23 protein-coding genes are annotated in these 20,860 nt (G+C 65.2%); 12 read left to right on the top strand and 11 right to left on the bottom strand.

Annotation, left to right across the window (positions count from 1 at the left end; translation table 11 throughout):
• Nucleotides 1–1,614, top strand: a 1,614-nt coding sequence (locus ASE31_RS31495; RefSeq protein WP_235514345.1) for a hypothetical protein, incomplete at its 5' end; no start/stop codon positions are given.
• A gap of 74 nt (nt 1,615–1,688) precedes the next feature.
• Here the strand turns inward: ASE31_RS31495 and ASE31_RS08045 are convergent.
• Both ASE31_RS08045 and ASE31_RS08040 read right to left on the bottom strand, forming a co-directional pair.
• On the bottom strand, nt 1,689–1,988 hold the full coding sequence (locus ASE31_RS08045) for a hypothetical protein (protein ID WP_057201064.1): 300 nt from the start codon (nt 1,986–1,988) through the stop codon (nt 1,689–1,691).
• Nucleotides 1,989–1,998: 10 nt separating this feature from the next.
• A complete protein-coding gene (locus ASE31_RS08040) occupies nt 1,999–2,667 on the bottom strand; it encodes an SOS response-associated peptidase (protein WP_057201062.1) in 669 nt (222 codons plus the stop codon).
• 172 nt (nt 2,668–2,839) lie between these two features.
• Here ASE31_RS08040 and ASE31_RS08035 point away from each other — a divergent pair, with 172 nt between their 5' ends.
• Nucleotides 2,840–3,445: a hypothetical protein gene (locus ASE31_RS08035; RefSeq protein ID WP_057201060.1), complete on the top strand. Its 606-nt coding sequence runs from the start codon at nt 2,840–2,842 to the stop codon at nt 3,443–3,445.
• Between the two features lie 808 nt (nt 3,446–4,253).
• Here the strand turns inward: ASE31_RS08035 and ASE31_RS08030 are convergent.
• Complete coding sequence (locus ASE31_RS08030; RefSeq protein ID WP_057201058.1) at nt 4,254–4,454, bottom strand: hypothetical protein; 201 nt, start codon at nt 4,452–4,454, stop codon at nt 4,254–4,256.
• Between the two features lie 37 nt (nt 4,455–4,491).
• Between ASE31_RS08030 and ASE31_RS32475 the strand changes: the two genes are divergently transcribed.
• Together ASE31_RS32475 and ASE31_RS33005 are read left to right on the top strand one after the other, a co-directional pair.
• Nucleotides 4,492–5,097, top strand: a complete 606-nt coding sequence (locus tag ASE31_RS32475) for a hypothetical protein (protein WP_235514344.1) — start codon at nt 4,492–4,494, stop codon at nt 5,095–5,097.
• Nucleotides 5,098–5,389: 292 nt separating this feature from the next.
• The gene (locus ASE31_RS33005; RefSeq protein ID WP_057264247.1) at nt 5,390–6,985 is read left to right on the top strand and encodes a methyl-accepting chemotaxis protein; all 1,596 of its coding nucleotides are present in this window, start codon (nt 5,390–5,392) and stop codon (nt 6,983–6,985) included.
• A gap of 5 nt (nt 6,986–6,990) precedes the next feature.
• Here the strand turns inward: ASE31_RS33005 and ASE31_RS31490 are convergent, their stop codons facing one another.
• The gene (locus ASE31_RS31490; RefSeq protein WP_235514342.1) at nt 6,991–7,188 is read right to left on the bottom strand and encodes a hypothetical protein; all 198 of its coding nucleotides are present in this window, start codon (nt 7,186–7,188) and stop codon (nt 6,991–6,993) included.
• On the opposite strand from ASE31_RS31490, the gene ASE31_RS08015 reads away from it, so the two are divergent.
• Nucleotides 7,181–7,801, top strand: coding sequence for an SGNH/GDSL hydrolase family protein (locus ASE31_RS08015; RefSeq protein WP_157412402.1), 621 nt, complete (start codon nt 7,181–7,183; stop codon nt 7,799–7,801). The genes ASE31_RS31490 and ASE31_RS08015 overlap by 8 nt on opposite strands.
• A gap of 28 nt (nt 7,802–7,829) precedes the next feature.
• On the opposite strand, the gene ASE31_RS08010 is transcribed toward ASE31_RS08015, so the two are convergent.
• On the bottom strand, nt 7,830–8,168 hold the full coding sequence (locus ASE31_RS08010) for a hypothetical protein (RefSeq protein ID WP_057201050.1): 339 nt from the start codon (nt 8,166–8,168) through the stop codon (nt 7,830–7,832).
• Between the two features lie 127 nt (nt 8,169–8,295).
• On the opposite strand from ASE31_RS08010, the gene ASE31_RS08005 reads away from it, so the two are divergent.
• Nucleotides 8,296–8,985 (top strand): heavy metal response regulator transcription factor, encoded by a 690-nt coding sequence (locus ASE31_RS08005; protein WP_057201048.1) that lies wholly within the window; start codon nt 8,296–8,298, stop codon nt 8,983–8,985.
• Complete coding sequence (locus ASE31_RS08000) at nt 8,982–10,370, top strand: heavy metal sensor histidine kinase (RefSeq protein ID WP_057201046.1); 1,389 nt, start codon at nt 8,982–8,984, stop codon at nt 10,368–10,370. Before ASE31_RS08005 ends, ASE31_RS08000 begins: the two co-directional genes overlap by 4 nt.
• An 8-nt stretch (nt 10,371–10,378) precedes the next feature.
• Here the strand turns inward: ASE31_RS08000 and ASE31_RS07995 are convergent, their stop codons facing one another.
• A complete protein-coding gene (locus tag ASE31_RS07995) occupies nt 10,379–11,203 on the bottom strand; it encodes a hypothetical protein (RefSeq protein WP_057201044.1) in 825 nt (274 codons plus the stop codon).
• A gap of 166 nt (nt 11,204–11,369) precedes the next feature.
• Here ASE31_RS07995 and ASE31_RS07990 point away from each other — a divergent pair, with 166 nt between their 5' ends.
• Nucleotides 11,370–12,143: a hypothetical protein gene (locus tag ASE31_RS07990; RefSeq protein WP_057201042.1), complete on the top strand. Its 774-nt coding sequence runs from the start codon at nt 11,370–11,372 to the stop codon at nt 12,141–12,143.
• Between the two features lie 20 nt (nt 12,144–12,163).
• Here ASE31_RS07990 and ASE31_RS07985 read toward each other — a convergent pair whose 3' ends face one another.
• From ASE31_RS07985 to ASE31_RS07975, 3 genes are read right to left on the bottom strand one after another with little or no spacing between them, the layout of a single operon-like run.
• On the bottom strand, nt 12,164–12,589 hold the full coding sequence (locus ASE31_RS07985; RefSeq protein ID WP_057201040.1) for an RNA-binding S4 domain-containing protein: 426 nt from the start codon (nt 12,587–12,589) through the stop codon (nt 12,164–12,166).
• Entirely contained in the window at nt 12,586–14,058 is a 1,473-nt protein-coding gene (locus ASE31_RS07980) for a sensor histidine kinase (protein WP_057201038.1), read from the bottom strand. Before ASE31_RS07980 ends, ASE31_RS07985 begins: the two co-directional genes overlap by 4 nt.
• A gap of 1 nt (nt 14,059) precedes the next feature.
• Nucleotides 14,060–14,758 carry a response regulator transcription factor gene (locus ASE31_RS07975; protein WP_179679136.1) on the bottom strand — a complete coding sequence of 233 codons (699 nt, stop codon included), beginning with the start codon at nt 14,756–14,758 and terminating at the stop codon, nt 14,060–14,062.
• Between the two features lie 169 nt (nt 14,759–14,927).
• On the opposite strand from ASE31_RS07975, the gene ASE31_RS07970 reads away from it, so the two are divergent.
• From ASE31_RS07970 to ASE31_RS07960, 3 genes are all read left to right on the top strand, one after another.
• Nucleotides 14,928–15,887, top strand: a complete 960-nt coding sequence (locus tag ASE31_RS07970) for a tripartite tricarboxylate transporter substrate binding protein (protein ID WP_057201037.1) — start codon at nt 14,928–14,930, stop codon at nt 15,885–15,887.
• A gap of 128 nt (nt 15,888–16,015) precedes the next feature.
• Nucleotides 16,016–16,531 carry a tripartite tricarboxylate transporter TctB family protein gene (locus ASE31_RS07965; protein WP_057201035.1) on the top strand — a complete coding sequence of 172 codons (516 nt, stop codon included), beginning with the start codon at nt 16,016–16,018 and terminating at the stop codon, nt 16,529–16,531.
• A gap of 12 nt (nt 16,532–16,543) precedes the next feature.
• Nucleotides 16,544–18,061 carry a tripartite tricarboxylate transporter permease gene (locus tag ASE31_RS07960; protein WP_057201033.1) on the top strand — a complete coding sequence of 506 codons (1,518 nt, stop codon included), beginning with the start codon at nt 16,544–16,546 and terminating at the stop codon, nt 18,059–18,061.
• A gap of 88 nt (nt 18,062–18,149) precedes the next feature.
• On the opposite strand, the gene ASE31_RS07955 is transcribed toward ASE31_RS07960, so the two are convergent.
• Nucleotides 18,150–19,037 (bottom strand): LysR family transcriptional regulator, encoded by an 888-nt coding sequence (locus ASE31_RS07955; protein WP_057201031.1) that lies wholly within the window; start codon nt 19,035–19,037, stop codon nt 18,150–18,152.
• 100 nt (nt 19,038–19,137) lie between these two features.
• Here ASE31_RS07955 and ASE31_RS07950 point away from each other — a divergent pair, with 100 nt between their 5' ends.
• Nucleotides 19,138–19,917 (top strand): class I SAM-dependent methyltransferase, encoded by a 780-nt coding sequence (locus ASE31_RS07950; protein ID WP_057201029.1) that lies wholly within the window; start codon nt 19,138–19,140, stop codon nt 19,915–19,917.
• A 104-nt stretch (nt 19,918–20,021) separates the two neighbouring features.
• On the opposite strand, the gene ASE31_RS07945 is transcribed toward ASE31_RS07950, so the two are convergent.
• Entirely contained in the window at nt 20,022–20,327 is a 306-nt protein-coding gene (locus tag ASE31_RS07945) for a hypothetical protein (protein WP_057201027.1), read from the bottom strand.
• Between the last annotated feature and the right edge of the window lie 533 nt (nt 20,328–20,860).

Genomic DNA, 20,860 nt, shown 5'->3' with positions numbered 1-20,860 from the left:
GGGGTTGTGCATCTGCGGACCTTACAGGGTGGCAGGTGTTGCACTTCAGTTTTGAATCCGCCAGCTCTTTACTTATCGCTTTTTGGGGTCGCCACGATATCTGATTTGAAAATTAAGCTTGCACAGGCAGCGGCGCCTTTGATAAGTAAAAAAGGAGTTGTTCGTGACGCGGCGACTGGAATTTACACGCTAGGTAAGGGTGTGCTAAAAGCAGTTGCTCCGTACACCTCGGCAATCGACGAAATCGTTGCCTTAGCTGTTCCGGCGCTTGTCAGAGGAAAATTTATCGTTATTGACGATGTAGAGCGGAAGCATGAAAAGCTAAGTATCGACGAAGTGCTTGGTTTTATTGATGATTTTACAAAGGTGTATGAGTGTAGAGTTCTTTTGATTCTTAATAGCGATAAGCTTGATGGTATTGAGTTGTGGGAGAAATTCCGAGAGAAGGTGATCGATGAAGAGGTTCGTCTTAATACGACCCCAGAGGAAGCGTTTGATGTGGCGGTTTTGGGCCGGCCGGGGGTTTGTTTGGATCGGGTCAAGAAAGCAGTTGTTGCTTGCAATTTAACTAACATTCGTGTTATTCGGAAAATAATCCAGATTATCGGTAAATTGTTGAAATCCAAGAACCAGTTGACTGAGTCGGTGCAGCACCGCCTTATTCCATCGACGGTCTTGTTATCAGCGATTCACTATAAAGGGCTTGAAAAGGGTCCATCGGCGGAATTTGTTCTGTCCTATTCCCAAAATCTTGTTTTTGATGCTCTGAACAAGAATAAAAAGGTTGAGTTGGGCGACGAAGAAAAGCTTCGCGCAGAGTGGGCATTGCTCTTTGATAGGCTCGGAATTGACTCAGTTGGAGATTACGAAAAGGAAGTGCAGACCTATTTGTCATCCGGCCTAATAGACCAAGAACGGTTGGATGCAATAATTGATTTGCACATAAAGGATTTTAAGGGTGCTGCGGCTAGAGATGCTGTTCAAGTCTTTTTCGATTCGGCCCGCTGGGACCTACATAAAACTGCTGATGAATTGCTTGAAGAGGCAACTTGCTTAAGGTCGCATGTGGATTTCCTAGATGTTTTTTCCGTGTCTGAGTTGCATGGCGTTTTGGTGGCTTTGAACATGGGTGCGCTCGGGGATGAATTTATTAGCCGCAGTTTGGAAAAAATTAATAACAATGTCTCTAGAATGGATGCAGTGAGCGGCGCTTATTGGTCGATGAGAGGGAAAGCATTGCACCCCAGACTCGCTTTAGCCGTCGAAGAAATAAGGGAAAATCTCAAGCCAAAAAAATCATTATTTAGTGTAATCAATTTTTTGGCTTCCAGTAATGGCTGGAATCCAGATGATGAGGCGGTTTTGCAGGCGGCTACTATGGAGGATTTTTACGCGACAATTTCTGAAGCGCGCGGGGAAAATCTTAAAGTTTTTATGCTGAAATCTTTGGATATGCTGGCACATCGTGAAACCTATGACAAGCATTTTGGAAATGCGTTAGATAACTTTGTAGCTGCCTGCAAAAAGATGATTGCTGATCGTACTGGGACGCGTTCGGAACTGATGCTCAGGAGTTGTTTTGAAGAGACAAGAATGGAGAAGCTCCTAGATTAGCTTGCTCGTCTGTCAGGGGTGAGTTCGCGTTCGCCATTACCAAATCCCCGCCACGTTCGGGCCGTACTCCCGCGTCAGTGCTGCAGCGGCGCCTGCTTGTCCACTATGCGCAGCTTCGCGTACGGGCCGCATAGGTCCTGCACGACCGCGCATGCCTCTAGCCACGAAGCAGCAACCTCCCCCATGCCGCCGAAGAAGCTGAGGATGGTGCCTGGGCTGACCGGCTTGGTCGGCCTGGTACCAATGGCGGCGCACTGCTCGACCGTCACCCCTTTGTGCTCCAGCATTGCCTCGGCTGCCGCAAGGGCGCGCCGGCGCATGTCCTCAGGCAGCAGGCCAGCGAGGTCAACGATTGCCAGGGTGTGTTCCGCCATGGCGCGCTCCTCACTGCTCGGGGGGGGGGGCCGCCGCGAACATTTCCACGGGCGCCAAGCGCAGTAGGGCCTGTGCCTGATTCATCGTGCCGGCCAGCCAGGCGTCCACGTCGCCGGCCTCAATGGGGATCACGCTGCGCTTGTCCTGCTCGGTGGGGCCTACCTTGGGGTCGGGCTTGTGCATGCGGCTCATGAGCGGGTGTGCATCCGCGTTGATTGTCAACATGGTGTAGCTCTCGTGCACCTCGCCCGTGGCCTTGTCGGTCCAGTTGTTCCACAGGCCGGCCAGGCCCCAGGGGGGGCCATCGGCCCGGGCGAAGCGCCACCACACGTTCTTGCCGCTCTCCCAGTTCGGTTCATCGAAGTTGGCCGCCGGGATGATGCAGCGCTGCCCGCGAGCCCACGGCAGCTTGTAGCTGGCCTTGTCCGCCAGCTCCTCGCTGCGGGCGTTGTTGGTCGGGTACTTCAGCTTGGGCTCCTTGGCGAACCAGGGGATCAGGCCCCACTGGCCAACCACCAGTTCGCGGCTGTACCCTGCATCGTCCCGCGCCCTGCGGATGAAGGCGCCCTTGCCACGCGGGAACAGCACCTTGTCGAACAGAGCCGGCTGGTTGCGGGCGCCGATGTTCCATTCGCGCTCGATGTCGCGCTCCTCTGCAGACACGTACCTGTTGCACATGGCTAGGCTCCAGAAGTTGACCAATTCTGCGGGATTCTCCGCGCTCCTGATTGGTGAGCGCCCATCGTAGGCCCGGGCTCAGCGGGCGCCAGTAGGACACCACCGAAGCCGCCAATGGTACTCCGAATGCTCCAAAACACTGTAAATTCATACAGTGTTTTAAGGGCGAGCTGTGAAGATCGAGGTCAAGTTTCTGTGGCGAACGAGGCGCAAGACCGCGACAGGGCGGGATAGCTGGAGCACCACGCGCTTCTCGGCCACGGAGGAGTTCATCCGCAAGGAGCACCCGGACGCAGTCGCCGTTGAAGGCTCGCGCCAGGAGCGTCTGGTGCTGGACCAGCCCTGCGAGTTCGAGTTGCACCGAGGGCACCTCGGAGGGCGCGAGGAGTTCCGGGCTTTGATGCTCACCCCGCCATTGCCAGGCTACGGCGCGCGGCAGGAAACCAAACTGCTCCGCAGGGTCAGTGAGCACCTGATCCGCCAGGAGGGCGCGCGGTGGATCGTCACGCTAGCGAGCACGGGCACGCTGATGTACGACGGCGCTGGCCCGGTGGAAATTGTGGCGCTTGTGCCCTTCGACCCTGGTCCCCCGACACCGCGCAACCCGACCTTGCTGCGCACCAAGTCCCGTGGCGAGCGGGTCCTACCGCTGCCACCCGACCACTATGAGGCACAGGAGCATGGCACGCTGGCCACGGTCTACGTGCTGGAGACCAACGAGATGATCTACCAAGGCCCGGCGCCGGTCGTGGTCGTGAGGTCGCGCGCGCCATTTTGAACTTGGTGCCATGCCCGCTGATGCCTAGGATCAAGTTCCACAAATCAACTTCGGAGCATCTATGGCAATTTTTAAGTACAACCAGTTTGTGATCAAAGGGGACCATGCGGCGTTTGATCAAGCGCACGGACCAGGGACTGCCGTGCCGTTCTCTGGCATTTATCGCTGCGAAGGATGCGCTGGTGAGATTGCCGCCAACCAGGGCGATCCCTTTCCGCCCCAAAACCACCACCAGCATCAAACAGCCCAAGGCGCCATCCGCTGGCGCTTGATCGTCGCAACCCAATAGTTCAAGTCAGCAACCAAACGAGAACCGCCCGAGAGGCGGCTTTTTGCGTCCGGCCGGCTGCCTCAGTTCAACCCAGCCGACGCCGCCGTACGCCGGTAGATGAGGCGGCCCATCAGGAGATCAGTATCTCCTTCTCGTCCTCGTCAGCTCGCGGGACAGCACGGGCACCTGCTGGGCGTCGGCGCCCGTCACATGGCGCAGCACGAGCAGTTTAAGGGTTGAACCTAAACAGAAAACTGAATCAGTGCTTTCCAGCGTGCCCCGGCGTGGGTCTCCATAGGGCGGACTACGCGTGCCATACGCTTCAATATCGCCTGTCCTGGGTTCGAATCCTCCTTTCCCGCCAAAACTGAAACCCCTGAGCAGAGTTGATCTACTTGGGGGGCGCGCGCCAGGAATGCGTAACAAGGCCCGAACAACGCGTTCGGCGGGCCAGAGTTGGCCCGACATGGTGAGGCGGTTTGATGGTTGTCGGCCCGCTGCCGATCTGCCAGGCGCGGATGCGGTGGCCGGGTCTCCCTACCGAAACAGCGCAAACCAGAGCAGCGGCCCCACGATCAGGGCGCTCGCTGCGCTGAGGACGGCTTCGGCTTTGGGGCTGAAGCGCCCCGATGTCTGCGCGACTTGCTGAACCAGCCAGCCCACACCGCTGCTCAATGCAAGCAGGTAGGCCAGGTTCAGCGCGCCGGCAAGGCCCACTGTGCCCGGTGGCGTGCTCATTGCTGCAAAGGCAATGGGCGGGACAAGACAACAACAGATGGCAACCACGATCCAACGCATGGTTTCCCCCTTGTGGATGGCGGTTCATTGTGCGGTGCGGGCGGGTTTTGGGCCATCACCGATTTGGGGGAGGGAGGGCAGAGCGCTCGCACGCCCGAATCAAGTTGGTACATTTCGCCGTGGCTTTGGACCGGTTCTTGAGCCCATCGATGGGGCCGGCCGCGATCAGATGGCGCACGCAGGGGGAAAAGAGGGAATGTTGAAAAGCAAGTTCATGCGCTGGCTCCTGTTGCTGCCAGCCGCATTCGCGGTCGCCTTTCTGGCGCAGCGCCTGACCAAATTCATCAGCGCCTGGCAGATGGGCCATGGCGTGCTGGGCACGTTGCTCATCGAACTCGGCTCCTGCGCCATGCTGGGGGCGTTGTTCGTGCTGACCGGCGTGGCCATGGCGCCTTCGCACCGCCGGCAGGTGGCGATGGCGTTGTTCACCATCGTGGCCATCGTCTTCGGGATCACCGTGTTCACCGCGCTCCTGTTAGAGGGGGAGATGTGGGTCTACGCGAATGGAACAGCGATGCTTGTGGGCGCGCTGGCGGTGGCCTACCCCCGGATTGCAGCCTCCGGCGCGTCGCGCAGGGTTTAGGGCCCTCGCTCGCCGCACGCCCTGTATGGCGCGGTTTGCGTGCCGCCGGCGTTCCTTTCGCCATGCACCGGGGGTGGCAAGAAAACGCTTGCCAGTTGGAGGCAGGAGGCGCAATGTATTGGTATTGAGGATCTCCCCCAAGTCTGCGCGGGGCCAAAAATCCATACAAGAAGAGCGGCGCAGAGGGCCAGCGAGGGCTGGCAAGGAGGAGGGGGTCAGGGCAATCACGCTGTAGACCGGCCTCGGCCGGTGTTTTCCGCGCATGCGCACCCACCAGAGGGAGAACTTCGCGATGAATTTCCTGCAAAGCCTGAGCATCAAGACGCGCCTTGCCATCGGCTACGCCGTCCTTGCATTCGCCCTCATCCTGGTGGCGATCATGGGTGTACGGGGGCAGTCCCTCACCCAGCAGAATCTGGAGGTTCAGGTCAACCACCTGGACGTGATCAAGGGTCTGGGCAACAGTGTTCTCGATGCCGCCAATGCCAGGGCCGTGTCGGCGCGCAACCTGGTGATCGCCAGTTCCAAGCCCGATGCGGACGCCGAACTCAAGCTGATCGGCACGGCCCATGAAGCCGTGGGCAAGGGGCTCAAAAACGTGGAAGAGGCCCTGAAGGCCGCGCCGCCCGATGCGGCCGTGCCGCTGCAAAAGCTGCTGGCCCAGGTCAAGGAGACGGAGGCGGCCTACGGCCCCATTGCCCTGGAGATCACGCGCCTGGCGAGCGCGGGCGAGAAGGATGCAGCCATCCAGAAGATCAACGCCGAATGCCGGCCGCTGCTGACCCGGCTGGTCGGCAACATCGACGCCTTTCTGGCAGAAAGCGACAAGGTCAGTCAGCGGGCCATCGACCAATCGATGCGCCAGTTCGAATCCCTGCGCATGCAGCTCATTGTGCTGAGTGTCGCCGTGGTCATTTTTGCCGTGGTGATTGGCTACCTGACCACGCGCTCCATCGTTGGGCCGCTGGGCGAGGCGAGTGCTGCGACCGAGGAGTTTGCCAACGGCAATCTGGCACGCCCGATGGTGACCCGTGGCAACGACGAGATCGCTGCGCTCGTGTCCGCCATGGAGGCCATGCGCCAGAGCCTCTCGGGCCTGGTGGCCGGTGTGCGCGAGGGGTCGATGAGCGTGTCCACCGCCAGCTCCGAGATCGCCCAGGGCAACCAGAACCTGTCCACCCGCACGGAGCAGCAGGCCAGCGCCCTGCAGCAGACGGCCGCCTCGATGGAGCAGCTCGGCTCCACCGTCAAGCAGAACGCGGACAATGCGGTCAACGCCAACCGGCTGGCCCATTCCGCCTCCACCATCGCCCAGCAGGGCGGGGAGGTGGTGGCGCAGGTGGTCGAGACCATGAAGGGTATCAACGACTCCAGCCGCAAGATCAACGACATCATCAGCGTGATCGATGGCATCGCCTTCCAGACCAACATCCTGGCCTTGAATGCCGCCGTGGAGGCTGCCCGCGCGGGTGACCAGGGCCGCGGCTTTGCGGTGGTGGCCGGCGAGGTGCGCACCCTGGCCCAGCGCAGCGCCCAGGCGGCCAAGGAGATCAAGCAGCTCATCACCGAGAGCGTGGGCCGCGTGGAGCATGGCACGGCCCTGGTGGACAAGGCCGGCGCCACCATGGGCGAGGTGGTGGCCAGCATTGGCAGCGTGACCCGCCTGATGGGAGAGATCAGCGCCGCCAGCTCGGAGCAAAGCTCGGGCGTATCGCAGGTGGGCGAGGCCGTGACGCTGATGGACCAGGCCACGCAGCAGAATGCGGCCCTGGTGGAAGAGATGGCCGCCGCTGCATCCAGCCTGCGCACGCAGGCCGACGACCTGGTGAAGTCGGTCTCGGTCTTCAAGATCGACGGCAGCGGGCAACCGCAACTGCTGTTGCACTGAGCCCGTCAGGCGAGCGCCTGCGGTGGGCTGCACTGACCGGCTCGCCCGGCTTTTGCGGCCGGGCCGGCACCGGAGTCCGGCACCCAAAAAAACAGGTTCTCACAACTTTTCTGCGCGCCTTGCAGTTCAATCAGGTCCTGTACGCCTCCCTTGTCCCATCGCGGCGTTTTTGCAGGAACCTGAATGATCAAAGCCATGCTCATCGGAGACTCGGTCCTCTACGGCGCTCAGGGCGCGGGGCGCCTGGCCGTCCCGCCGCGCCAAACCCTGAACACCGCCCAGGCGGTCTATGACTTCTGCTACGACCATTCCATGCCGGGCGCCAGTTTCGCGCTGCTGCTCTCGGATGACCCTGCCGAGCGTGCGTTGGCCGGGCTACCGGGCGGCATCGCCCTGGCCGACCTGCTGGCGGCAACCGATGCGGGGGCCGTGCTGATCAACCTGGGCGGCAACGACAGTGCGGACCCCGAAGTCCTGCCCGCCAACGTGAAGCGCGTGGCATCCATCTGCACGCTGGCCGGCAAGGCCTTCGGCTTCGTGGGCGTGATCGACGTGAACGTGGCCTCTTCATATGCCTACGAGCCCCTGGGCACGAGCTTCTGGGATTCGGGCTACCTGGCCAGGGTGTCCGGCATCGCCGCCGTGGCCGAGCTGCTGCGCCAGACTTGTGCCTACCAGGACTACCCCTATGTGGACGTCCGTAACGGCGTGACCATCAGCGACTGGGACGGCGTCACCGGCGACATCGTGCACCCCAGCCAAGCCTACAGTATCCAGATCTTCACGCACGTGGCGCACATCATTGCGGGGACGTGACGTCTCATCAACCGCGCGCTGCGGTGGCTCAACCGCCCGCGCCATGCATCTCCTGCAGGCGCCGCTTCTCGGCGTCGGTCATGCCGAGGTATTCATCCTGCACCTGCTCCCGGGTCTTGGCAGGGGCCGTCTTTGGCGTTGGCAGTGCCATGCCGCGCGAAAGCAGGGCCAGGGTGCCGTCCTTGCGGGCGGCCTTGATCTCGCCGAGCACTTCGCTGCGCTGGCGGTTGCTGGCCGGCTGGTGGTCGGGGTGCCGGGTGTAGCCGATCTCTCCGCCGGCCGGGTGGTACACCGCCGAGGCTTGAACGGGGGCCGCGATGGTCAGGGCGGCCAGCGACAGGAGGAGGGCTTTGCGTGCGGTGGTCATGGTCTGTATCCTTTCGGTTGGTTGGGTGAATGGACCTCACTGTAGAAAGCCACCACCGTCCAAACCCCCACGCGCAGATGACGAATTTGTAATCCGCGTGCAGACCCGGTTCTTCGACAATCCGGGCATGAAAATCCTGCTTATCGAGGACGAGGTCAAGCTCGCGCAGTACCTGTGCAAGGGGCTCACCGAGGCGGGCCACGTGGTCGACGTGGCGCACGACGGCGTCGATGGCCTGCACCTGGCGCTGCAGGGCGACTACGCCGCGCTGGTGCTCGACGTGATGCTGCCCGGCATCGACGGCCTGAGCCTGCTGGCCGCACTGCGCAAGACGCGCCAGACCCCTGTGCTCATGCTCACTGCCCGTGTCGGCGTGGACGACCGCGTGCGTGGCCTGCAGACCGGGGCGGACGATTACCTGGTCAAGCCCTTTGCGTTCTCGGAGCTCGTGGCCCGCATCGAGGCCATCGTGCGCCGTGGCCAGGCCGGCGTGCCGGCGGGGCAGCCTGCGGCGCTGCTGCGGCTGGCTGACCTGGAGCTTGATCTGCTGCGCCGCAAGGCCACGCGCGCTGGCCAGGCACTGGCCTTGACGGCGCAGGAGTTCCTGCTGCTCACGCTGTTTCTGCGCCGCCCGGGCGAAGTGATTTCGCGCACCGAGATCGCCTCGCAGGTCTGGGACATGAATTTCGACAGCGAGACCAACGTGGTCGAGGTGGCGGTGCGCAGGCTGCGCAGCAAGATGGACGTACCCTTCCCTGCGCCCCTGTTGCACACCATCCGCGGCATGGGCTATGTGCTGGAGGAGCGCGCGCCATGAGGGTGGGCGCGCCAGCGCAGGCGCCGCTTCGCTCGCTGCGCAGCCGGCTCTCGTGGTGGCTGGCGGTGCAGAGCTTTGCCGGGCTGGGCGCTGTCTGCCTGGTGGTCTACCTGGTCACGGCTGCAGGTTTCGGGGCGCGGCAGGACGATGCACTGCGGCAGAAAGAGGGCATCCTGCGGCACCTGCTGGGCAGCGAAGAGGGGCATGCCGCCTCCATGCCCCAGGGCCGGCATGCGCTCGATGACTTCCTCGCCGGGCATGAGAACTTCCGCCTGCAGGTCACCGGGCCCGATGGGCAGCAGGTGTACCCACCGGCGCCCGATGCCAGGCCCCTTGCGGCCTGGCGCGAGCTGCGCTTCGAAGTGGCCCGTGCGGCCGCCGCGCCATCGCAGCCCGCAGCCACGCTCCAGGTGCAGCTGCGCATGGATGTGCAGCCCGACGATCTACTGCTCGGCCGCCTGGCGGTCACACTGGTGCTGGCGGCCCTGGCCGGCACCGTGGTCGTCTCGCTGGGTGGCTTCACGCTGGTGCACCTGGGCCTGGCGCCCGTGCGGCAGATGGCTACGCAGACGCGCCAGCTGTCTGCCTCCACGCTGCACCAGCGGCTCGACGGCACAGGGCAACCGGCCGAACTGCAGCCGCTGGTCGAGCAGTTCAACGCGCTCCTGGGCCGGCTGGAAAAGGCCTATGCGCAGATGGAGGGCTTCAACGCCGACGTGGCGCATGAGCTGTGCACGCCGCTGGCCACCCTGCTGGCCAGCAACGAGCTGCCCCTGCGCAGGCAGGGCAGGGACCATGGCCCGCAAGGCGGGGGTGAAGTGGCCGAAGTGGCCGAGGTGCTGTCGTCCAACCTCGAAGAGCTGCACCGCCTCACCGGCATCGTGAGCGACATGCTGTTCCTCTCGCAAGCCGATCGGGGCGCCCGAGCGCGCCGCGCGCCGGTGGACAGCCTGGCCGCCGTGGCCGCGCAGGTGGCCGACTACCACGAGGCTGCGCTGCAGGATGCGGGGCTCACCCTGCAGGTCGTGGGCGATGCCGCAGGCGACTTCGACGTGCCGCTGCTGCACCGCGCCCTGTCCAACCTGATCGGCAATGCCACGCGCTACGCCGCACCGGGCAGTGCGGTGCGGGTGCGCATTGCCCAGCAGCCTGCAGGGGCCGTGCAATTGGTGGTGGAAAACACCGGCCCCGATGTGCATCCCCAGGTGCTGGAGCGGCTGTTCGACCGTTTCTTTCGGGGTGACACTGCGCGCAGCCATGGCCAGAAGAACCACGGCCTGGGCCTGGCGATCACGGATGCGATTGCCCGCATGCATGGCGGGTGCGCGGTGGCCAGCTCGGCCGGGGGCGTCACGCGCATCGGGCTGGTATTGGCTGCCGGGTAGTTGCCGGCTCAGAACGCGGCAATATCCGCCATCTTGCGCGCGCACACCGATGCCCAGGTGGCTTCGAACACCCGGGTCGTCTTGCGGCTTTCGATGGCGTGGAATTCCGGATCGCCCGATGCGTAGAAGCGCCGGAACCCCTCGTACGCGCCGAACGCATTGCGTGCATCGATCTCGCCGCACAGCATGTGCAGTGGGCCATCGCTGACGAACAGGTTGCGGAACTGGGCGGCGTCGGGGTCTTGCATCCGGGAGGTGAGGGCCTTCGTGGCACCAGCGAGGAACCGGGCGTAGTTGCCTGCCTGGATTTCCTCGCGCTGCGTGGTGCGCGCGTGCATGCTGTCGAGCAGGGCGCCACTGGCCACCTTGCCGTTGCTGGTGATGGACGTGATCCGGTGATCTGCACGACCCAGGTTGCAGTACACCGGCTTCTTGCCGGACAGCGCGGGCCAGGTCACGGACATTTCGCTGGCCGACGAGGCTTCGGCGCTTTCGGTGGCCTCGGCCTCGCGTCCCTGGGCCACGGTGATCAGCCGCGTGCACAGGCGCACTGCTTCGGCCAGGGGCAGAGGCGGGAGCTGCGCTGTGGTGGGTGCGGGCGCCGGGTTGGGTGCCGCGGCAGGCGTGGATGCGGGCGAAGGTGTGGGCGTGGCCGTAGTCAATGCATCCGCAGGCCTCCTGGTGGCTTCCTTGAAGCACGCCAACCGCTTCTTTGCATCGGGCAGGCGGTTGCAGGCCTCCAGTAGCAGGTCCGACGGCTGTGCGGTCACCAGGGTCGTGGCAACTGCCAGGGCAAGTGGTACGGCGCTGCGCCAAGGGACGTTGTGGGGCATGGGCGGCAAGGTGGCGGGGCTGTCTGGACGATCAATTCTAGGGGCCACGACACTGAGCGTCCGCAGTGCGCAGGATTTGTATGATGCGCAGTACCGCGCTGCGGTTGGCGTGGGGCAAAGCGAGGCAGAAATGCGGCGATTCGGGCGGGTGGGCTTGTGCGGGTGCGTGGCGCTGCTGGGGATGTTCCCGGCGGCCTGGGCTGCGCCGCCCACGATTCAATGGGAGGTGCTGGAAAGGCAACTGGAAGATGCCAGCGTCCGCCGTGCCCTGCTGCGGGCCCGCCTGACGGCCGACCCCACCGCCGCCGACGCGGACCTGCTGGGCTACGAGATCCTGGCACTCAACCAATCCGTGCGGCAGGCGGAGCGGGCGCTCAGCTATGCGCCCACCCTTCCCGTGTCGGCCGAGCCCTTCGATCCCGTCTACCGTGGGCCCGTACCAGAATCCATGCGGCGGATCGCCCGCATCAAGCCCGCCATCTGGGCAGGCCTGGCGGACGATGAGCGCCTGGCCATTTCGTCGAAGTGGAGGGTGGAGCTGCTGCACGCGGGCCGGTACGGCTGGATTGCGGACGCCCAGACAGTGGATGAGTCCACGCCCGGCACCACGGGCGGGGCGGTGCTCGGCGGTGTCTTGGGCCAGGCCGCGTATGTCGACCGGGCGTTTCGCCCGGGCAACAACTACTCGGCCGGCATGCAGGTGCTCGCGGGCGTGCTGGGTGCGGTGGCGGGCTCGGCGATGGACCGGCCGCCCACCCCATCGTTTCGCACGCGCTACCACGTGCGCACGGAAGACGGCAGCATGGTCGCGGTGGACCAGAACCGGAGCGACCCCTTCCGCATGCCGCTGTCCACCTGCGTGGAACTGCCTTCCCTGTCCGACGGCGACCCCTCGCTGTGTTCGCAGACCATCGAAATGGTCCGCAGCAAGTATCTGTAGGCGGGGCCTTCGTTCGGGGCTCACTCGTCGATCGACGCGCTCCAGCGGCTGCCCCAGTCGGGTGCGCTCACGCGCTCGATATTGCGCCGGTCGCGCTTGGTGGGGCGGCCTTCCTGCTGCGCGGCGGCGGGTTCGGGGGCCAGGCGGCGCTGCTCGGCCGCGGCCTCGCGCGCGGCGATGCTCTCGGCGGTTTCCTCGTACAGCAGCTGGGCCACGGGCGCGGGGCCGCGCGCGCCGCTCAGGGCGCGCACGGTCACGGTGCGGGCCACGGGGCCCTGGCGCAGGGCCACGGTATCGCCGGGGCGCACATCGCGTGCCGGCTTGGCGGCCTGGCCGTTGACGGTGACGCGGCCCTTGCCGATCTCTTCGGTGGCCAGGCCGCGGGTCTTGTAAAAGCGGGCGCACCAGAGCCACTTGTCCAGGCGCATCGTCTCAGTGGGGGTCATGCGGGAGATTGTGCCGCGTCCGGCATGCCCATGTTGTGGGCCAGGGGTAGCCTTACCACCGCGTCCAGCCCCAGCACGCGGCCGGCCTGGGTGCGGTTGGTCAAGGAGATGGTGCCCGAGAGCGCAAGCACGATCTCCTGGCAGATGGCCAGGCCCAGGCCGCTGCCGGTGCGCACGTCGCCGGCCGAGAATGGCTGAAACAGGCGCAGCGCCAGCTCATCGTCGATGCCCGGGCCCTGGTCGCTCACCGTCAGCGCTGCATGGCGCCCATCGGTGCGCAGCTCCACCGACAGCTCGCTGCCCGGCGGTGCGTGGCGCACGGCGTTGTGCAGCAGGTTGCGGGTCAGCTCGCGCAGCATCCACTCGTGCGCCTGGATGGGCGCGGCATCGGTGTGGATGCCGAAGTCCAGGTCGCGCTGGGCGATCAGGGGCGAGATGTCGAGCGCCACGCCGCGCAGGATCTCGTCGAAGCGCGTGACGGGTGGCGCGCTCTGCTGGCGCAACTGCTCCACCTTGGCCAGCGCGAGCATCTGGTTGGCCAACTGGGTGGCGCGGTCCACGGTGTCGCGGATCTCGTGCAGCGCCTGCTCGGCCGGCATGTCGCCGCGCAGGGCCGACTGCACCTGCGTCTTGAGCACGGCCAGCGGCGTGCGCAGCTGGTGCGAGGCATCGCGCACAAAGCGCTTCTGGTGGCGCAACAGGTGGCGCAGGCGCTGCAGGAATTCGTTGGTGCCCTCGATCAGGGGCTGCAGCTCGCGCGGCGCGGCGGGCGCGGTGATGGGGCTCAGGTCGCCTTCGTGGCGGGCCTGCAGCTCCCGGCTGAGCTGGCGCACGGGTTGGGTGGCGCGCTGCACCACCAGCACCACCGTGATGCCGATCACGGCGATCAGCAGGGCCTGGCGCAACAGGGTGTTGCGCAGGTTCTGCAGGGCCAGGGTCTCGCGCACCTCCAGCGTCTCGGCCACCTGGATCACGGCCATGGCGCGCCCGCTGGAGCTGGCCACCGGCTGCAGCAGCACAGCCACGCGCACCGGCATGCCACGGAAGGTGTCGTCGTAGAAGTCCACCAGCGCCGCATAGGGCGGGCGCGCGGGGATGGTCCCCTTCCACAGCGGCAGTTCGTCAAAGCCCGAGATCAGGCCGCCCTGCAGGTTGGAGACACGGTAGTACATGCGGCTCTTGTTGTCCGCCTCAAAGGCCTCCAGCGCGGAGTAGGGCACGATGGCACGCAGGTGCGCGGCCTCGTCGTAGCCGGTCACGTCCAGCTGCTCGCTGATGCTTTTGGCCGACGCCAGCAGCGTGCGGTCGTAGGCGGTGGTCAGCGAGGCCAGGGTCTGCTGGTAGCCGCTGATGGTGTTGTAGGTGATGAACACCACCACCGGCAGCAGAATGCCCAGCAGCAGCCGGCGGCGCAGCGAGTGGGGCCGCGGCGTCGGTGGCGTGCGGGGCTCGCCGGGGGGCTTCGTCATGTCATGCATCCGTGCGCAGCAGGTAGCCCAGGCCGCGCAGGGTCATCAGCGTCAGGCCCGTGCCGGTGAGCTTCTTGCGCAGCCGGTAGACCACCACCTCGATGGCCTCGTACTGCACGTCGAGCTGGCCCGGGAAGACCAGCTCGTAGAGCCGCTCCTTGGTCACCGCGTGGCCGGGCTGGGCCAGCAGCGCGTGCATCAGCGCCAGTTCGCGCGGGGTGAACTCCATCACCTCGCCGCCCAGGTAGATGGCGCCGCTGTTGGTGTCGTAGCGGATGGCGCCGATCTGCTGCACGCTGGGCGGCAGGGCATTGCTGGCCACCGGGTCGGCGCTGCGGCGCACCAGGGCGCGCAGGCGGGCTTCGAGCTCGTCGAGATCGAAAGGTTTGGGCAGGTAGTCGTCGGCGCCCGAGTTCAGGCCCATGATGCGGTCGCCCACCGTGCCGCGCGCCGTGAGGATGATCACCGGCGTGCGCAGCCCGCGCGTGCGCGCCTGCTGCAGCACCTGCAGGCCGTCCAGGCCGGGCAGGGTCAGGTCCAGCACCACCGCATCGGGCGGCTGCGCGGCCCACTGCGCCAGAGCGGCGCGGCCATCGCCCACGGGCGTCACCTCCATGCCGCGGCGGCTCAGGGCGCGGTGCAGCGTGGCCTGCATGGTGGGGTCGTCTTCGACAAGAAGCAGTTTCATGCGCGGGACCATATCACTGTGGCAACGGCTGTGCACGGGTCCCGGCTTTCAGTTTTTCCTCTCAAGCGCCGGTAGCATGCAACCTCTGGTTACCTAGTGTTTTCCCTAGGATTGTGGACAGCCGTTTGACAGGCAGGGCGCGCATCATCGACAGGTTCGCCCATCACACAAGGAGACACCAATGCGTCGCGATACCTTCCTCAAGTCCCTGGCCGCCATGGCGGCAGCCGGCGCCTTGCCGCTGACCGCCCAGGCCGCTGCAGCCATCAAGATGATGATCCCCGCCAACCCCGGCGGTGGCTGGGACACCACAGGCCGTGCCCTGGGCAAGGCCATGCAGGACGCAGGTGTGGCCAGCTCGGTCAACTATGACAACAAGGGCGGCGCCGCCGGTGCCATTGGCCTGGCGCAGTTCGCCAACGCCAGCAAGGGCGACCCGAATGCCCTGATGACCATGGGCGCGGTGATGCTGGGCGGCATCATCACCGGCAAGCCGCCGGTGGGCCTGGACAAGGTGACGCCGCTGGCGCGCCTGAGCAGCGAGTACAACGTGTTCGTGCTGCCCGCCAGCTCGCCCTTCAAGACCATGAAGGATGTGGTCGACCAGCTCAAGAAGGACCCCGGCAGCGTGAAGTGGGGCGGTGGTTCGCGTGGGTCCACCGAGCACATCGCGGCTGCCATGATCGCCCGCGAAGTGGGTGTGGATCCATCCAAGATCAACTACGTGGCTTTCCGTGGGGGCGGTGAGGCCACCGCCGCCATCCTGGGCGGCAACGTCACTGTGGGCGGAAGCGGCTACAGCGAGTTTGCCGAGTACATCACCGCCGGCAAGATGCGCGCCGTGGGCGTGACGTCGGCGACGCGCCTGAAGGGCGTGAACGTGCCCACGCTCAAGGAGCAGGGCATCAATGTGGAAATCGGCAACTGGCGCGGCGTTTACGGCGCGGCTGGCATCACCGCCGAGCAGCGCAAGGAGCTGGTGGACGCGCTGTCCAAGACCTACAAGCACAAGTCCTGGCAGGATGCGATGGAGAAGAACGGCTGGACGCCCGCATGGCTGGCCGGCGACGACTTCTCCAACTTCGTGGACGCCGAGTTCGCCAGCCTGCGCGCCACGATGGCCAAGTCCGGGATGATCTGACCGGGGATTGAGGTTTTGCCCGGGCCTGGCGGCCGGGGCTCCTTCCATCCTCTTCGCACCCTCTGGGCGGCGCGCATGTGGTGCTGGCAACAGTGCTGGGCGCGCCGCCCTTTTTGCGGGATAAAAACATGACACAACATTCCTCTCGCTCGGCAGTCCTTCAGACCGTTATCGGCGCCGGCACGCTGCTGCTGGGCTGTCTGCTGGCCTATGGTGCCACCTCCATCAGCTCCGAGGCGGGCTATGGCGGCGTGGGCCCCAACTTCTTTCCCTGGGTCGTGGCCGTGGTGCTGGTGATTTGCGGCGTTCTGTGCGTGGTGCATGCGCGCACCGGGGGCTTTCGCGACCTGGAGGAAGGCTCGGGCGACGAAAGCGCCCACTGGAAGGGCTTCATCTGGGTGTCTGCGGGGCTGCTGCTCAATGCCATGCTGATCACCACGCTGGGCTTCATCCTGAGCTGTGCGCTGTGCTTCGTGCTGGCGGTGCGCGGCTTCAAGAGCGCTGAAGACAAGCTCGACCTGAGCCCCAAGGCCTGGATCAAGGACCTGCTCATCGGTGTGGCCGTGGCCGCGCCGGTGTTCTGGATGTTTACCCAACTGCTGGCGATCAATCTGCCCGGCCTCACGAACACGGGGTGGCTGTAAAGCCTGCACACCATGGATACCTGGAACCTTCTGCTGCAGGGCTTCGCCACTGCGGCCACCCCCATCAACCTGATGTGGGCCTTCGTCGGCTGCATCATCGGCACGGCCGTGGGCGTGCTGCCTGGCATTGGGCCGGCCGTGGCTGTGGCCATGCTGCTGCCCATCACCGTCAAGGTGGAAGCCACCGCGTCGATGATCTTCTTTGCCGGCATCTACTACGGTGCCATGTACGGTGGCTCGACCACCTCCATCCTGCTCAACACGCCCGGTGAGGCCGGGTCCATGGTCACGGCCATGGAGGGCAACAAGATGGCCAAGAACGGCCGCGCCGGTGCGGCGCTGGCCACGGCGGCCATCGGCTCGTTTGTGGCGGGCACCATTGCCACGGTGCTGGTGACCTTCTTTGCGCCGGTGGTGGCCGAGTACGCCGTGCGCCTGGGCCCACCCGAGTACTTCATGCTCATGGTGCTGGCCTTCACCACGGTGAGTGCGGTGCTGGGCAAGAGCACGCTGCGCGGCATGGTGGCGCTGTTCGTCGGCCTGGCCCTGGGCCTGATCGGCATCGACCAGTTGACCGCACAGGCGCGCTACACCGCAGGTGTGCCCGAGCTGATGGACGGCATCGAGGTGGTGCTGATCGCCGTGGGCCTGTTCGCCGTGGGCGAGGCCTTGTACAACGTGATGTACGAGGGCAAGACCGCCGAGACGCAGAACACGCTGACCAGCACCCACATGACCAAGGAAGAGTGGCGCCGCTCGTGGCCGGCCTGGCTGCGTGCCACGGCCATCGGCTTCCCGTTCGGCACCGTGCCGGCGGGCGGCAGCGAGATACCGACCTTCCTGAGCTATGCGGCCGAGAAGAAGCTGAGCAAGCACAAGGAAGAGTTTGGCACCATCGGCGCCATCGAAGGTGTGGCCGGCCCCGAGGCTGCGAACAATGCGGCCATCACGGCCACGCTGATCCCGCTGCTGACGCTGGGCATCCCCACGTCCAACACCACGGCCATCCTGCTGGGCGCGTTCCAGAACTACGGCATCCAGCCCGGCCCGCAGCTGTTCAGCAGCAACGGTGCACTGGTCTGGGCACTGATCGCGTCGATGTACATCGGCAACGTCATGCTGCTGATCCTGAACCTGCCGCTGGTGGGCCTGTGGGTCAAGCTGCTCAAGATCCCCAAGTCGTACCTGTACGCAGGCATCCTGGTGTTTGCCACGCTGGGCGTGTACGGTATGCGCCAGAGTGCGTTCGACCTGGTGCTGCTGTACGCCATCGGCCTGCTGGGTGTGGTCATGCGCCGTTTCGACTTCCCGGCCGCCCCTGTGGTGGTGGGCATGATTCTGGGCCCTCTGGCCGAAGCGCAGATGCGCAATGCGGTCGCCATCGGCGAAGGCAAATGGACCATCTTCCTGGAGCGCCCAGGCTCGCTGACCCTGATGGTCATCGTGCTGGCCGTGCTGATCCTGCCGCGCGTGGCGCGCCGCTGGGCAGCGCGCAAGGCGGCGGCCGAGGGGGGCACAGCTGCGGGCTGAGGGCTAACCTGTTTTGGGTAGTTGGGGCGGCACGGCATTTTCTGCGGTGCCGCCCTTTTTTCATCGGCGTGCGAGGGCGTGGAACGGCTCAGGGCGTGCATCCCTCTTGCAGCCCCTGCGCCAGCGCCTCGAAAACCACCCGGATGCGCCGTGCCGTGCGCAGCTCGCGGTGGGTGACCAGCCAGATCGGGAAGATCACGGGCGGCACGTCATTGAGCACGCGCACGATGCCCGGCGTGGCCTGGGCGATCTCGTCCATCATGGCACCGATGCCCATGCCCTGGCGCACCAGTGCCCAGTGGGCCACCGTGTGGTCGGCGTAGCAGCTGAAGTTGGCCTCGGTCAGGGGCAAGCCGTGCTGGCGCAGGTAGCCCAGGTACTGGCCTGAGCGGTCCGAGCCCACGAAGGGCAGAGCGGCTGCCTCTTCAGCGCTGCGCGGGTGGCCGTGGGTCCTGACCCAGTCTTCGGACGCATAGAAGCAGGCCGATGCATCGCGGATCAGGCGGGCGATCAGCTCCGGCTGCTCGGGCTTGGCATGGCGGATGGCGATGTCGGCCTCGCGGCGCAGCAGATCGCTGAACGCATTGGACGCAATCACCTCGATGCTGATGCCTGGCTCCTGTTCGCGCAGGCGCCGCACCAGCGGAGGCAGCAGGTACGAGGCCACGGCATCGCTGGCCGACACCGACACAACGCCGCCCACCGCCTGCGAGCGCCCGCTGGCCGCCACGCCCAGGGCCTGGGCCGCCGCGCCCATGGCACGGGCGTGCTCCAGCAGGTCCAGCCCCGTGGGGGTCAGCGCCATGGCCTTGCCCACGCGCTCGAACAGGGTCACGCCCATGCGTTGCTCGATGGCGGCAACCTGGCGGCTCAGGGTAGGCTGGGTCAGGCCGAGCTTGCGGGCGGCGGCCGACAGCGAGCCGGTTTCGGCTGTCTCCAGAAACGCCCTTAGCTGGTTCCAGTCCAATTTATCCATGCATAAATGTATATGTTCACTGCAATTTGCGGCAATTCCCCAGGGTGAAGTGCATGGATAGCATCCAGTGCTGTCCATTGCAAGACCGTTGCCGCACTTTATGCCCATCACCACCACCGCTGAGCCTGCCGGCGCACCGCCACCCCCGCAAGCGAACGCGTCGACTGCCCGCAAGGCCCGTTTCTGGGACCGCATCGCCCCCAAGTACGCGGCCGATCCGATTGCCGACATGCCAGGCTATGAGACCACGCTGCAGCGCGTGCAGGCCCTGCTGTCGGCCGAGCAGGATGTGTTGGAGATCGGCTGTGGAACAGGCTCCACCGCGCTGCGTCTGGCGCCCTTCACCCGGCGCCTGCTGGCGACCGACGTCTCGACCGGCATGATCGCCATCGCCCAGGGCAAGCTGGCGGCCCAGCCGGTGCCGCAGCTGAGCTTCGCGGTGGCCGACGCAGATGCGCCAGGGCTCGGGCAGGGCAACTACGACGTGGTGCTGGCCTTCAGCGTGCTGCAGCTGGTGAGCGATCTCGACCACACGCTACAACTGGCGATGCAGGCGCTGCGGCCCGGCGGCCTGCTGATCTCCAAGACGCCCTGCATCGCCGAGATGAACCCGCTCATCCCCTGGCTTGCGCTGCCGCTGATGCGCGCCATCGGCAAGGCGCCCCACGTGCTGAGTTTCGAGGGGCCAGGGCTGCACTCGGCCATTGCCCGGCAGGGCATGGACATCGTTGCCGCCGAACGGCACGGCACCCGGGGCAAGGACATCCGGCTTTTCATCGTGGCCCGCAAGCCGCCCGAGTTTCCCTACGCTCCGAGCAGGCTGTTGCCCAAGCTCGGCGACCGCAGCCCCGACAACTTCATCAACCGCAGCAACCCGTGAACCCCATGCAAGTGCCAAGGGGGTGAGCAGCGCCCCGCTGGCGGCAGCAGGGTCTCGCCCGCCCGTCTGCCCCTGGGTCCTGTTGATGGTGTTCTGTTCAGCGCCTAATTGGGAGACAGAAGGTCCACGGGATCTTGCTCGTCATTGAGTGCCATACGCAGTGCGGAGGACACCGAGATGCCCAACCTGTGGCACCACGAGTCGAGGTCGTTTCTGGATGCGGCATCGTTGCGCTCGTCCCAGGTGAGAGAGGCCACCAACAGGTCGGGAAGGTCCAGAACCGGATGGAATGAACGCTCGGGTGCCATCGACCAATTGAGGAGCACGGCGTGTGCGTCGGTCGATGCCGTCACGCCCGTGGGGGCTGCCCGCGCGCTGGCGCGTGTGAATTCAAACAAGGCGGTGATCACGGTTCGGGCGTAACAGCTGCTGCGTCGAAGGAGGTGTGCATCCCGGATGCCAACCCAATCGCCAGGGGCTTGGGGTAGCCAGGGAGCGGATCGGTCCATGGCATTGCATGAACCGAGGCATCGACAGGATTGAAGCGCAAGACGATGGGCTGCGATATCCCCCAAAAGCGGGAGAGGAGGGGGCAATTCGCTGGGCGCCATTGTCCATCGCAGCATGGCCGTGCGTGGGCGATAAGGTCGGGGGCCTGGCATGCGCGCACATGCTTTTTGCTTCTTCGACGCAGCGTTGCCGTGAGTCTGGTCAAGGATCACAGCCACGTCCCAGCCAGCTCTGCATGGAGCATTGCCCCTGGGGCATTGCGCAGAAGCCGCTGCTGCAGCGCACGCCCCTGGCTTGCAGGGGCGGCGGGCAGACCTTGGTGTACCTGGATGGTCCTGGGTACACCTTGGCCTGGCCCGCCCAGCAAACTTCGCAAGCCAGATACCGGGGTCTGCTACCCCGGTATCCCCCACCAGGTGGCTTGCTCAGACGG

Source organism: Acidovorax sp. Root217 (assembly GCF_001428645.1).
Classification (GTDB): domain Bacteria; phylum Pseudomonadota; class Gammaproteobacteria; order Burkholderiales; family Burkholderiaceae_C; genus Acidovorax.
This window is presented reverse-complemented; position numbering and strand designations above follow the sequence as displayed.